Raw genomic sequence first — 13,108 nt, 5'->3', positions numbered from 1 at the left:
GCCGCGCGCAGCGCGGCGTGCGCGACCGCGATATCATAAGCGAGATCGGCTTCGGCCTTGCGGAGCGCAACCTCGGCAAAGGCGCGCTCGGCGGCGGCGACCTCCTTGCGCGCGCGCCGCTTGCCGCCCAGCTCGAACGGCTGCGACACCGCGACAGTCGCCTCGGTCTGGCGAAAGCCGCGATAGGGCCCGCTGCCGGTAAAATTCTCGACATCGGCGGAAATCGTGGGGTTGGGGCGAACGCCGGCCTGCAGGGCGCGCCCTTCGGCGGCCTTCAGCTCGGCCCTCGCCCTGGCGATCCGCGGTGAAACATCCTGCCCGCGCGCCAAGGCGTCGGACAGCGAAACGGGTTCGGCGAATGCCGGTGGACCCGACATGGCCAGCATCCCTGCAAGCAGCAGGGTGCCCAGTGATTTCGACATAAATACTCCTGATCAATGCATGACGACGCAGACAAAGGCCTGCGCGAAGCAGAGATCAGGCGGCGGGAGGCTGGGTTGGCGGCGCGGTGGCGCGCGATGCGAGCGCAGCAGCAGGGCGCGGCAGGTGGATGTCGCGCGGGGCGAACGACGACGCGGACGCATCGAGTTCATCCGCGACCAGCCCGGTCGGGCAGTGATGGTGATGCGGCAATTCGCTGCCGCTCCCGGTCGACGAAGGATGGTCCTCGCCCGCGGCGACGTCGGACACCTCGACAAAGGCGTGATGATGGCCGTCGATATCGGGCCCGTTGCCGAGCGCCATCGCCGGCGTGTCCATGCCGGCAATCAGCGCCGCGACGAGCAGCAGAAACTGGATCAAGCCAATTCGCATGCCCCGTCGGCTAGCAGCCGCGCCCGGCGCAGGCAAGGCGGCGCGCACGGCGACGGCCGCGGCATCGCCACTCGCCTCGCTATCCCATTTTACGCGCTGCCCCGGCATGGCTTTTCCTTCCGACCCGTGTCGAGTCGGCACCCCTTCTACGCCCTGTAGCTGCTACAGGGTCAAGCGCCGATATCGGCGCGCGTGCCGGAGCACGATCGTCGCAAAATATGGGAAGGTTGGTAGCGGAGGAGGGACTCGAACGCATTCAGTAAAGTGCTGAATTGCAAATATATTTCTTTTATTCCAAAGAGATGACCGCCTCTATCCACCCCCAATTGCACCCCCAATCGGTGAAACGTGGCTAAACTTCGGCGAGCTGTGGTTTAGCGCTCGCGATGGCTGGGGAATTAAGGTCAGCGAGTACGTGCGAACTCAGACAGGGGCGGGATCAAGAACCTCCTGCTCAAGCCAGTGCGAATTTTCCGAAGCCAGAAAAGCCGCGAGAGATGCAAACGAGGATTCCTCAGCAATGTTCGTTAGCTCTGGCGACGGGGCCTTTTTTTGGCCGTACGCAACAGCGATATCCGACGACATCAGATGCGGGACGACGGTCACTGGTAGCGAGGCTTCGATGAATCGCCCGATGCGAACGCCGCCAACGTCGATATCGCCCCAATGGTGGATCACCGACGCATTCGCTGCATTCACGATGTGTCGCAGCGCTTTTACGACACCCTGGGCCGGAAAGCCCCCACAATAGATGACGACGTCGTCTGGTCCCCTCGCCTCGCGGACATGCCGGTGGAAACTCTCCAGATTTTCGATCGTCAGGATCGAACGCACAGGTCCAGCAAGAGACGCCTCGGACATCGCTTCAGGCGGCACGCCGACATAAGCGAGATCAGCTGTGTTAGCTCCCCGCACCGCAATCGGACCGGCGACAAGAACGGGCTGGGGGAATTTTGCCAATCCCAGATAATCGAGGGCTTCGTTGCGGCTTAGGTCGGGCGCCAAACGGCCGGTCGCTTTGAGAAACGACAGCAATTTCGACAAATGGCGTTCGATCGCCTTGCTATCGCCGAGCAAGCGCGCGGACCGGGTACGCAAGGGAAGCGGCGCTGTGTCGAACTGCGTGAACGCCGCGTCCGCCGCCCTGATCAGTGCGAGCGCTTCTGCGGTGCAACCCGCCGCGATGGAAAGGCACGATTTGCCCTCCCCCCACTTCGTGCCGATTGCATGCAATAGATCCCGACCGACATCGGTTCTGGGCTGGAAATCCGCCAATGCCTCAACACCTGCAGCGCTTTGTTCGGCGAGAGGCGTCCGCCCGAGGAGCCTATAGAGAGCCGCCGGATCAGCCAGAACAATCCGCGCGATCAAATGCGGCGCGTCACGATCCCAATCGATCGTAATGGAGCCGGCCTCACGCGCAGCCTTCAGAGCTTCGGTCAAATGATCGCGTGCCGCGCGATCTGTGAATGCTTGGCTCGGATGTGCCGTAATGCGGCGCGATTGGCCGCCTCCGCGCTCATGGCGGTCGAGTAGCGCGTTAAGTAGCTCGCGAGGATCGGTGTGCCGTTTCATTCCGCCGCGGATTGAGTCAGCGGCCGGTAGGCCTCGACACCGCGATGAGCCGGATTGGCATCAATGAGCGCCTGACGCGCTTCCGCCTTGGGGTAAGTGACGGTGATGACCGGCTCCTGGGTGTCCGGTCGCCGGTTGACGGAAACGATCGTGTCGACGGTCTCAAGGAACATCGCTCGCACCTTCTCGGGTGCCGCGATCACGGGTTGGAGATGGAGATCGCAAAAGAAAGCGAGCAACGCCTGGGTGTTGGGAGCATCTAGGTTGTTGAAAGCCTCGTCGAAAACCACGAGGCCCAGCCCCTCAGGGTCGCCATGGGCGGTCTTGGGATAATAAGCCGCGGCCATCGCGGCGCCTACAGCGACATAATAAGGCGCCTGCTTCTGCCCGCCGGATCCGGTAACCGAGCGTCGGCTGAGCGTCGTCTCCTGCCCCCTGTCGTTGGTCATATGGAGATCGAAATCGAAAAAGCAGCGATAATCCTGCAAGTCCTTGATGAGAGCATCGTCTGAAAGGCGGCGCTCAAGCTCACGGAATCCTTCGCGAACTTTGGGATCGAGTTTATCATCATCGAGCATGGCAAGACCCACGCTGGGTTGATCGGTGATAGCTTCCGCCAGCGTATGGATGGGCTTCATCGCCGCGTTGACATGATAGCGAAACGCATATGTCTGACCGGTAAAATGACGGCCGGCCAGATTGCGATTGAGCCGTTCAATCTGCGCCCGCGCCTTCTGGAATTTGTCGGAGAGCCGATTGATCAGCCCCTCGGTCAGATCCTTCTCCATTTCAATTCGCGCCTCTTCGAATGACGCGCGATATTGACGAAGTTCGTCCTGTTCGAGCTGGCGTTCCTTGAGCTGGCACCACCGCAAAATGGCGAGATCGCTGTCGTCGACGAGTGGAGATGCGCCGAGATAGGTGTTCACGAAATTCACAAACAACGTGCGCCCGCGTTTGACGCTCTCGTCTGCCAAACGGGGCAGGTTTTCGGCATCTCGCTTCGCCTGACTCACGATGTCGGTCAGGATTGCAACCGGGTCGGCATCCTTGACTGCCAGATCGATCGCCACCCCAGTTCGCTTCCGAACAAGCTCGATCGTCTCAGAAACCTCGGCAACTTCGATCAGCGTCGACAGGAGCTCCGAAGCTTCTCGTGCGACACATACCTCCTCCTCGGTCTCCCGCTGAGCCCGCTCCTTCAGCGCGACGCCGATCTCGATCTGGATCTTGGTGTCGGCCTCGCGAAGCTCCTTGAGACGAGGTTCAATCTCCTCGTCGATTTCCTGCTTGTAACCTCGAATGTCGCCTTCGATCGCTTTGATCTCTTCTTTCGTCTTGCGGCTTTCCGGCGTTTCGACCTGCTCGCGGGCTGCGGCGTTTCCGCGCAGCGCAGCTTCTGCATCGGCAATCTGGCCAAGCGCCGCAGCAAGGGCATCTTCGGGCTCGGCCGCGAGCATCGCGATCGCCTCAAGCGCCGCGGCAATGGTGGCGCGCGTCTCTGCAAGCTTCCTGTAGCTTTCCGATAGTTCGACCAGTTCTTCGCGAGCGCGTTCGAATGCCGAACGCTGGGCAGTCTTCCCGAAGATCGGCTGGATGTCGCGATAAACGCGCAGCCCCATCCCCGCCGTGGTCTTGCCGCGCTTCGTGATTGCCTGTTCCTTATGGCGCAGGTCCTCGTCGGAATCCGCGCGCTCGAAACGCCCTATCTGGCGTTCGACGAAAGCCCGCGCATCGCTGTTGTCGGTAACAAGGATTGCTGCGATCGAGGTCGGCGATACCGAACCACGCCATTCACGCGCCTTGCGCGTATCGACGAGGCGGCATCCGTGGAGCTCGCGCCGCTCGCGGTAGAGGATGGAGAAAGCATCGGTGAGGCGATCGGCCGGAACGAGCAGCGCCTCGCGGTTGGCACCGAGAAGCATTTCAAGCGCCATCGCCCACGAAGGATCCGATACGTCTACGACATCGGGCAAGGCGGTCGCCGCGATATTATTCTCCGCGAGCATCCGGATGAAATCGCGAACGGGCTTCGAGAGGATCGCCCCGTCGCTGGAGGCGGCCAGCCCTTGTTCGAGTTCGTCCATGCGCGTTTTCTGACGAAGAAGATCATCGCGCAGCGCGTCATCCTGTTGCTGGAGACTCTGACGCGCACCGGCGAGCGCGACGACTTGGCGTTCCAGCGCAATGAGTTCGGTATCTATCGTCGTCAGGCTATCGGCCGTCCGTCCGCGAGCAAGAGCGATAAGGTCGGTTGCCGCGCGCAAGCTGTTCGAAAGATACGTCGGAACGCGATCGGGAATCCGCGAAAGCTCTGAGAGACGGACCAGTTGCGCCAGGCGTCGCTGAGCTGCGGAGCGTCCAAGACGCTGCATCTCGATTGCGGCTCCCTGCTCCACGTCGAGGGAACGCAGCTGCGTGGCGGCCGAGGATTCGGCAAGGACGGATTTCAGGCGAAGAATATCATCCTCGCATTGGCGGATCGATTGCTCATGCCGGCGCTTGAATGCGCCTTCCCGCTGCACCTCCTCCGCGATTTCATCGCGCCTTTTATGATGGCGTTCGAGCACGAGATCAAAGCGCCGACATTCTGCGTGCGCGATCTGGAAGCTCAGGACATTGTGTCGGACGGTATGGCGCGCCCAGAGTTGCATGCGCTGGCGCGCTTCGGAGATCTCCTCGAGTTGCCGCTCGCGTTTTTTGACTTCACCTTCCAGGAAACGATAGCGCTCGATCGATCCTTTCAGGGCTTCAACATCGATGTCGTCCTCCTCGAGGATGTGTTTGCGCACAAAATGGGTGGGATTGTCGATCGGCTGGAACGCGATCGATTCCCGGAAATTCCGCAACACCTGCTTTGAATCGGGCGCGGCGCTGCGGGGCCGCATCGCGAGAAGATAGTCGTCGACGTATGAAATCGCGCTGCCCGTATAGTTGCGAAAAGTCGGGCACAACTCCTTGAGACGCTCGACAAGCCTCGGTGCGTTTGGAATGACTCGCCGCCCTCCCTCGCGCTCCTCGACCAGATCGTTGAGGCGAAGACCCAGTCCCGGCGCGACGAAACGGGCGCGCAGGTCGTGCCGGGAATCGCCGATATGGGCGCTGAAGATCAGGCCGATTGTGATCGGCGTCCCCGTCGTACGATCCCGAAAGACAAGCGCGACCAACGAATCTGCCGCATCGCGGGCCGGTCCCTCGGTGGAGATATGGCTATCGAGACCCAAGCAATAATCGCGAACAGTGCGCTCGTTGCGTCCCCCGGTCGATTTGTTGAGGTCGTAAAAGCGGCTGCTTGCGCCTGTCACGATGACCTGAAGGGCGTCTATGATCGTGCTCTTGCCTGTTCCGGTGGGCCCCAGGATCGCGACGCTGCCGCGGACATCGATATCCTGGCTAACGAGACGCCCCCAATGGTGCAGCACGATGCGTTCGAGTTCATGCATCGCTGTCATCCCCCGCTTCTTCGTTTCGCATGCTGGGAAGGATGCTCGGATCGTTTTCCCCCGCAGGGACTTCGGCCCTGATGGACGCACGATATTCTGCCACATGGGCAAGCATGGATTCTGCTGTTGTCGGTTCCCCTGTCGCAGCCATCTCGGCTTCATCGAACGCTTTGCGTTCGAGCCATTGGATCACGCCTTCGACGTAGACATCCGGGACCAGCACCGTGATACCCGGCATGATCATCAGCTGGATAAGCTGTTCTTCGGGGTCGTTTTCTCCGATGCGGACCAAGCCCTTGCGCTGGAATTGCCGCAGTATCTCGAGCAGTCGCTTAATCGTCGGCGGATCCTCCCCTGCCGATCGCAGCCGGTCGTGAATGTCGTCGGTGTTGATGTCGACGCGCCCGCGCTCGTCGATCGAGCTGATCCCTTCGGCATAGAGCAGCCGCAGCACGAGCAGGACGATGGTCTCGTCCTTCTTGAGACGCGCCATATGGAGGCCATAAACGACATTGTCGGTCTCAAGCACCAGCATGTTCGCGACCGCATGATGCACCAGCCGATAGCCGAAGGCTGCGACGATGGGCCGGATATGGGCAAGATGGCGGGCGAGGATACGATAGGCCGGCGGATAGGGCCAATCCTCGTAGAGACACTGATGGAAAAGCAGGGCCTGAAGCGCAGATTGAAGCTCTTCTTCCTCGATCTTGCTGGCATCGAGAATTGCAGCGACTTCGCGAAGTTCAGCCATTTTCCGCCTCGCACTTTCGGCGCACGACGAAATCGCGCCTTTCGATCCAATCGTTCGTCACGGTGCCAGCACGCTCCTCAAACTCAAAACGGTCGTTCAGGGGAAACAGTCCCGATTCATGTAGTCGCTCAAACGCGAGAAAATCGTCGAGGTTATCAACGGGAAATTCTGCAGCGGGAAGCTCGGACCGTTCCGCCATCGCTTCCTCGATATAATGTGCGAGCCGCTCTGGCGTGACCCCGACCCGGAGCTGAAAAAGGTCGACCGCGCGGAGGTAAAAGGCAAGCGCAGGGTCGGGCGGGCGGACTTCGACCTCGCGTTCGACTGGCTCGCGCCGCCGCTTCGGCGGCAGATAAAGCTGCTGCGACGCCATGGGAAGCGATTCGAGCTGGAGGCGGACACGGGCCTCTACGACATCTCCGTCGCTCAGCGAGGATTTTCCTAGAAGTTCGAGCGCCGTCAGGATGCGTTCGGTGCTGATCGTCGCCATCCGGTCGCTGAACCGCACGACATTGGTCATCCTTCGTTCGATACGGAATGTCGTTGTCTCGATATCGCGGACATGATCGTCGATCGCGGAAAACACCCGGATAACGTCCCGCAGGTCGTTGATAATCTCCTCACGGGCGGATTCTGCCTTGCGCGCGATGCCGCCTTTTACCCAGCCCTCGGCTACCGCCGAGAGTGTTTCCTCGTTCACCAGCAATGTTTCGCCAAGTTCGATGATCTCGCCGCGGAAGCGATAGGGGCTCTCGCGAGTGTGCAAGTTGCGATAATCCTGGACGACGCTCGCCTCGATGAAGTCTCGAACAAACCGGCGAACCAGCGCGGCAGCGGTCGGCTGCGCCATGATCAGCCCCTCGACGCGTCGCATCGTGCCCGCCACGGTCCGGAGGTGATTCATGAAGCCGCGCGCAGCGAGAGCGGCTTCTCGGACGTTGAGCGCCTTCACGGACGGCTCGGTGTGCACCGACTGCAACAATGTCAGGACGTTGAGGACGGCGCCGCCATAGGAACGCACGCGCCCGCTCTGAATGTCGAGGAGCGTATGAAGCAGGAGACGGGCGGCTGGATCGAAGTCGACGACCTTTCGGTAGCGGTCCCGATATTCGATCAGCCAGCCGGTTTCGACCAACCGATTATACGCATTGATGTAACTTGGCCCCGAGGGCCCGCCCTCGCCGTCAAGCGCTTCGACCGCGGATGCCCTGCCCGTGCGATCGATGAACTCCGATATGGATGCATATAGCCGCTTGCGCGTGACGATCTCGCCCGCAACGCCGAAGGCGTCCTCGGCAAGATGTGTCAGAAGATCGGCAAAGAAGTAGCGCGACGAGCCAGCAAAGAGACGAAACAGTCCTCCCGGCACGGTTCCAAACAGCGGCTTTTCGGTATGCGAAGCCAATCTACCCCCGATGCGAATCCCCCGACCCCAATGGCTTGTTCGATCAGGGATCATGCAAAAGCAAGATGAACAAGTTCGCTCGCGCACCCACTTTGCGCACGGCTCCTGTTATTCTGCATCTACTCGGCTAAACATTCCGAAACAGGATTAGCCTATCGGTGTCGTAAAACGGCAAGGGAGAATCGCTTTGCCCGGCAACAAGCTTAGAAAAACGACGCGAACGAAGATCAATGGCCATGACATTGTCGTCGCGCCTCCAGCAGAGTTCGATGATGACGAGCGTGCGCTGTTCCGCTGCCTAGTAATCGAGGCGGGCGAAGTCGGCGGCAATGCGCTCGACACCAATATCGAAAATGCGAAGGCCCTCGCCTTTCTCTATAGCCAGGAACGGGTCGAGGGCATTGCGGCCCTGAAACGGCCGCAAATGAGCTACCGGAACCGCATCAGCAAAAACACCGGCGTCCTGCTCTCGACAGAACCGCTGCCATATGAGTTCGGTTACATGTTCGTCCGCCCGGTGCTACAGGGCAAACGCCTGTCATTTCCGCTGGCCTGCGCTACTCTCGACGCCGCAGAAGGCGCCGACATCTTCGCGACTGTACGAGCCGACAACATCCCGAGCTATCGGACGCTTGTGAAAGCCGGATTCGAAGCTGCGGGCTCTTTTCCCGGACGAGAGGACCGGGAGATAGCGCTTTTCATACGACGATCGGCTATCCCATGACGCTGATCATGGCCTGGCGCGAACAGGCGATCGAGCGAGTCTGGGTCGCAACCGACAGCCGGCTCTCTAACCGAGGTACACAGGGCACCGTTCGTTTGACCGACGCTGCAGCGAAACTGCTGTCAGTCCCGGTCGTTCTCCGCCGACCGACGCCGATGAGCGTCCTTGGAACGCCGGTGATCGCAACAAATCTGGCCTTCGCATATGCCGGCAGCTCACTGATCGCAATGCATGCCTATGCGGCGGTGCTGCCTCTATGGTCGCATCTTCAGACGAGCGGCCCCGAGCGACTGCCGTCAATCCGCGCTTTCGCGGAACATCTATGCACTTTTATCGCGGCCTATACCCGTAGTGTTTCGTCCGCCTACAGTTCCCCACAACCGTCGCAGTGCGCCCTCATCGGCTACGATACTACGCTGGAAACTCTCGACGGCTGGATGATCGAGGCGGGTCGCGACGATAATGGCGGGCAAGCCTCGCTAAGACAAATGAACCTAAGGCCCGGCGAGATCGAGATATTCGGGAGCGGGGCCGGCAGAGTCCGAGAGGAGCTTGCCGAACGATACGCAGCTCAGAGCCCGAACTGGCATCGCGAACCGCTCGAGATGATAAGGGCTCATTTGAACGCCGATCAGGCCGTCGATGTCGGAGGAGGCGTGCAACTGGGCTATGTTCAGCCCGAAGGCTTCCAGCTGCTTTTCGACGTGCAGCCGATTGTCCCTGGCCATCAGATTCCCGTCATGCGTTTTCGCGGTTTCGATTTTTCCAAGATCGGCACGGTCGGAGACGCCTTCGTCAATCTTCCTGGCATGGCCTGATCGCCCCTCAAAACAGGACACGCGGCTAAATGCGCGACCGCGGCTCTTTGCGTCGCGAACGCAAAAACGATTGCAGGCTTTCGACGAACACGACCGTTGCACGTCCGACCTTCGCCGCTTCGATGTCACCTGACGCAATGAGCTGGTAGATCTTGGATTTACTGAGCCCCGTCATCCTGACCGCAACGGGAATCCGGACGCTGATCGGATATATCGACGAGACATCGTTCGTGCTCAATAGGGACTGCCGGTCCGACATCGTCTATTTCTTGCGCGTCCTGCTGAACGAGCGATCGCTCGCAAGGAAGCTTTCGAGCATGAACGGTATGAGGTCGGGCACCGCCTCGCGGCACCCATAGGCGACCTCATAAGCCTTGGCATAGGCGTTCAGGGCCTCCAACAGGTCCGGCATCACGCTGATGGCTATCTTCACTGTGGTTCGATCGGGCAGCTTCGGAAGCTTGAGATCGCTCATGTCACCCTCCCCTCGTCCAAGGGCCGGGCAAGACCAGATCGCGATGCACGACGATCCTCAAAGGCCAACCGGGTCGCACGCGCAAAGTTGGCTGGACATTGAGATTGCGCGCGACAAGCTGGTCACCCGCCCTCGCCCCGCTCTGCTGCGCCGATTCCCGGATGGCCCGCACAAGGTCGCTTTCGTCGCTGCCGAAACTCAGCTCGGAGCCGACCCCGAGCAGCGTCGATAGCGCAACGCCCTTCAGAAGTTGCCAGGTGTGGCGATCGATCCTGTCGGACAATCCTGCATAGCCCTGGGTATCGGTCGCCGGTGTATTGTCGATGCGGATCGAGGCGCCATCCGGCAGGATGATCCGCTGCCATACGACCAGCGCGCGGCTCTGCCCGTACGCGACGACGCTGTCATAGCTCCCGATCAGCCGCGAGCCCTGCGGAACAAGCAACGCCTGGCCCGTCACGCTGTCGTAAACATTTTCGGTAACCTGAGCGGTTACGAGCCCCGGAAGATCGGAGTTCAGGCCCGTGATCAGGCTCGCCGCTATGACGCTGCCGGCCTGCACGGTCCAGGCCGAGGCTGCCGGTGTCAATGCATGGGGGTTTGTCTCGCCGCTCGTCTCGACACGCCCGATCCCCAGGCTCGTCTGCTGTCGTTCGTCGGCGCCGGACACTTCGGCAACCCGCGGCGTCGAGGAGTCGGGGCGGGCATCATCCGAAACCGCGGTTCGCACCGAAGGAACTGCCCGCGTGGCGATTTGCAGCATGACAGCCGACTCGCGCGCGGCACGTTCTTCGGCGGCGAGGCGCTGGCGCTCGGCTTCCGCGGCTTCGGCCGCGCGCCGCTCATATTCATCGGCTGCATCGGCCGGCGCCAATTCCATGCCTTGCTGGCGATTGAGAATCGGCCTGCCAAGATCGCCGGGGAGCGGCGGCCCGAGCCGCGCTACGTCACCGTAGTTGACGGGCGCGTCGGCCAGTGCCTCGGCCGATCCCTTAGCGCCGACAATCTTGTCGTCTCCGGCGGGCGCGAGACCGAAAGTTGCCGGCTTCAATGCGAGCCACGCCGTGCCGACCAACGCGGCCGATCCGATTGCGGCAACCGTGACGATCGCGCCTCGGCGGAAGCGGGTCACGCGGCGGGGCGCCGCACGGAGTACCAGGGTTTCGGGATCGACCTTGGCGGGCGCTGCGTCGGAGGGCGGGGTCTCGGGCGCGATCACGGCCGCCTCCTCCGCTTCGGCTGAACGCCCGCGATCCGCACGACCTTTTGCTTCTTGCCGCCGAGCCGCAACTCGGCCGCCTCGAATATCCGGTCGACGACATAATAGCGGCCGGCGACACGATAGTTGACGAGCTGGGCTTCGCCCTCGTCGCCGATGACGAACAAGGGGGGCGCCTCGCCCACTCCGATCGATGGCGGAAATTCGATGAAGGTCTGCCGCCCGTCGTCGAACGCGCGGAGCGGGCGCCAGACCGGCTCGTCGCCCGAAATCGCATAGTTGAAATTGAGGCGTTCGACCGCGAGGCCGGACGCCACGGGTGCGGCCGCTCTTTCGGCGCCCTGCTCGGCGCGCAGCGCGACCAGGGCCTCTTGCGGATAGCTCCAAGAGAGCGCCGCCATCGCGCCGCTCGCCCGGCTCTCCAGTTCGAGATGATAGACGCGCCGGTCGCTCGTGATGACCAGATTGGTGCGGAGCCCCGCCGAAAAGGGCTTCACGAGAATATGGGTTCGCCTGCCCTCCCCGCTGCCGCTGGTCGTATCGCCCACGGTCCAGCGTGCGGTATCGCCCGCCGCGACCGAGATTAGCGTCTCGCCCGGCTGCAATGCGATGTCGGTAATGCGCTCGGGGGCGGCGTACAGGCGGTAGAGCGCGCCGTCGCTGTAGGGATAGACCTGCAGCGCGCCGAGATACGCAGCCTTCGCCGGCTCGCGCAGCGCCGCCTTATTCGCGGCGGCGACGCGCTCTACGGGCTGCGCCGCAGCGGGAACGGCGAGCGCAAGGGCGCTCGCCGACAAGATGAGCATCCGGATCATCGGTCGTTCCTTTCGGTTTGAGTGTCGCTCGCCCCTTCGGGGCCGACGGTCGCCGGCGAGGCGGGCAGGGCTTCAGCGACGCGCCCAATCGGCACGGACGGCGCCGCGCGATCGGCAAGCGACTCCAGTTCGCGGCTCCAGTCGATCGCATCGATGTAGAGGCCGAGCGGGTTCGTTCGCAGGACCTCGGCCGATCGCGGCGGCTGCACCGTTACGGTGAGCATCGCGGTCCAGCGCGTCGTGCCGGCAAGGCTCCCGCGCTCGAATTCGGTCTCGGTCCATTTGACCTGGAAGCTTGTGTCCGAGGCCCGGACGACGCTCGTGACCTGCACCGATACCGTTCGGCGTCCGACCTCGGCGAACGGCTTTGCCGCGCGCGCATATTCGCCGAGAAACTCGGCACCGCGCGCGGTCACGAAATCATAGGCCGACAGCCAACCCTCTCGCATCAGCACCGGGTCGAGCGAACGCGTGCGAATGTTCGTTATGAATCGGCCGAGATGCCAGGCGATCTGGGGATCGGTCGGCCGATAGTCGCTCGCAGCAGGGGCAACCGACTTCGCTTCGCCGAGGCGATCGACCTCGACCACATAGGGAACGACGCGGCTCTGCATCGACTGCCAGACGAGCGCCGCCGCAAGGCCGCTCGCGAGGAACAGCTGGCCGAAGGCTATCAACCGCCAGTTGCGCGCCTGGACGCGGGCCGAGCCGATACGCTCGTCCCATAGCTGCCCCGCACGCTGATAGGGGGTTTCAGGTTCGGGCGTTCGCCCATAGCGCTGCACCGCACGTTTGAATCGCATCGTTCAGTCCCTTTCTCTGATATCGGGGGTGATGCCGCCGCCGCCACGGTCGCCCGACTGGAGCGCGTGGATTGCAGCCTGGCGGCGGTGGCGGGCATTCTGGGTGGAATGAAGCTGCTTCGCCCAGCCCGGCATGGGATCGGGAGCTGCGCCTGCTTCGATCCCGCCAGGCGTGGCGGACGTGGCCGGGTTCCCCGCCTGCCACGCCGCCTGTTCGCCGCGCTCGGCCGCCGCGCGAAAGCCGCCGAACGCGCCGCCGATCCGCTG

Annotated in this window: 13 protein-coding genes and 1 pseudogene; 2 read left to right on the top strand and 12 right to left on the bottom strand. The window is 62.2% G+C overall.

What is annotated here, in order from left to right:
* The 6 genes from B1A78_RS16575 to B1A78_RS16550 all read right to left on the bottom strand — a co-directional run.
* The coding region (locus B1A78_RS16575) for a TolC family protein (protein WP_179102070.1) at positions 1-422 on the bottom strand (422 nt) is incomplete at its 3' end.
* A gap of 55 nt (positions 423-477) precedes the next feature.
* Positions 478-813, bottom strand: a complete 336-nt coding sequence (locus B1A78_RS16570; protein ID WP_144037870.1) for a hypothetical protein — start codon at positions 811-813, stop codon at positions 478-480.
* A 423-nt stretch (positions 814-1,236) separates the two neighbouring features.
* Positions 1,237-2,388 carry a Wadjet anti-phage system protein JetD domain-containing protein gene (locus B1A78_RS16565; protein WP_083734245.1) on the bottom strand — a complete coding sequence of 384 codons (1,152 nt, stop codon included), beginning with the start codon at positions 2,386-2,388 and terminating at the stop codon, positions 1,237-1,239.
* Positions 2,385-5,831: an SbcC/MukB-like Walker B domain-containing protein gene (locus B1A78_RS16560; protein ID WP_077148023.1), complete on the bottom strand. Its 3,447-nt coding sequence runs from the start codon at positions 5,829-5,831 to the stop codon at positions 2,385-2,387. The genes B1A78_RS16565 and B1A78_RS16560 overlap by 4 nt, the downstream gene beginning before the upstream one ends.
* Complete coding sequence (locus B1A78_RS16555; RefSeq protein WP_077148022.1) at positions 5,824-6,582, bottom strand: DUF4194 domain-containing protein; 759 nt, start codon at positions 6,580-6,582, stop codon at positions 5,824-5,826. Before B1A78_RS16555 ends, B1A78_RS16560 begins: the two co-directional genes overlap by 8 nt.
* On the bottom strand, positions 6,575-7,987 hold the full coding sequence (locus B1A78_RS16550; RefSeq protein ID WP_077148021.1) for a Wadjet anti-phage system protein JetA family protein: 1,413 nt from the start codon (positions 7,985-7,987) through the stop codon (positions 6,575-6,577). Before B1A78_RS16550 ends, B1A78_RS16555 begins: the two co-directional genes overlap by 8 nt.
* Before the next feature lie 187 nt (positions 7,988-8,174).
* Between B1A78_RS16550 and B1A78_RS16545 the strand changes: the two genes are divergently transcribed.
* Together B1A78_RS16545 and B1A78_RS16540 are read left to right on the top strand one after the other, a co-directional pair.
* Positions 8,175-8,711, top strand: coding sequence for a hypothetical protein (locus B1A78_RS16545; protein ID WP_077148020.1), 537 nt, complete (start codon positions 8,175-8,177; stop codon positions 8,709-8,711).
* The gene (locus B1A78_RS16540) at positions 8,708-9,529 is read left to right on the top strand and encodes a hypothetical protein (protein ID WP_077148019.1); all 822 of its coding nucleotides are present in this window, start codon (positions 8,708-8,710) and stop codon (positions 9,527-9,529) included. Before B1A78_RS16545 ends, B1A78_RS16540 begins: the two co-directional genes overlap by 4 nt.
* Positions 9,530-9,554: 25 nt before the next feature.
* Here B1A78_RS16540 and B1A78_RS23375 read toward each other — a convergent pair whose 3' ends face one another.
* The 6 genes and pseudogenes from B1A78_RS23375 to B1A78_RS22745 all read right to left on the bottom strand — a co-directional run.
* Positions 9,555-9,788 (bottom strand): helix-turn-helix domain-containing protein, encoded by a 234-nt coding sequence (locus tag B1A78_RS23375; RefSeq protein ID WP_077148018.1) that lies wholly within the window; start codon positions 9,786-9,788, stop codon positions 9,555-9,557.
* Between the two features lie 3 nt (positions 9,789-9,791).
* Positions 9,792-10,004 (bottom strand): DUF2274 domain-containing protein, encoded by a 213-nt coding sequence (locus tag B1A78_RS16530; RefSeq protein ID WP_077148017.1) that lies wholly within the window; start codon positions 10,002-10,004, stop codon positions 9,792-9,794.
* A gap of 1 nt (position 10,005) precedes the next feature.
* Positions 10,006-11,223, bottom strand: a complete 1,218-nt coding sequence (locus B1A78_RS16525; RefSeq protein ID WP_083734241.1) for a TrbI/VirB10 family protein — start codon at positions 11,221-11,223, stop codon at positions 10,006-10,008.
* A complete protein-coding gene (gene trbG / locus B1A78_RS16520) occupies positions 11,220-12,038 on the bottom strand; it encodes a P-type conjugative transfer protein TrbG (protein WP_077148016.1) in 819 nt (272 codons plus the stop codon). The genes B1A78_RS16525 and trbG overlap by 4 nt, the downstream gene beginning before the upstream one ends.
* Entirely contained in the window at positions 12,035-12,841 is an 807-nt protein-coding gene (trbF, locus tag B1A78_RS16515; protein WP_077148015.1) for a conjugal transfer protein TrbF, read from the bottom strand. Before trbF ends, trbG begins: the two co-directional genes overlap by 4 nt.
* A gap of 3 nt (positions 12,842-12,844) precedes the next feature.
* Positions 12,845-13,108 (bottom strand): annotated as a pseudogene (locus B1A78_RS22745) (P-type conjugative transfer protein TrbL); the annotation flags it as partial.

This window comes from Sphingopyxis sp. KK2 (assembly GCF_001990265.1).
GTDB lineage: Bacteria > Pseudomonadota > Alphaproteobacteria > Sphingomonadales > Sphingomonadaceae > Sphingopyxis.
This window is presented reverse-complemented; position numbering and strand designations above follow the sequence as displayed.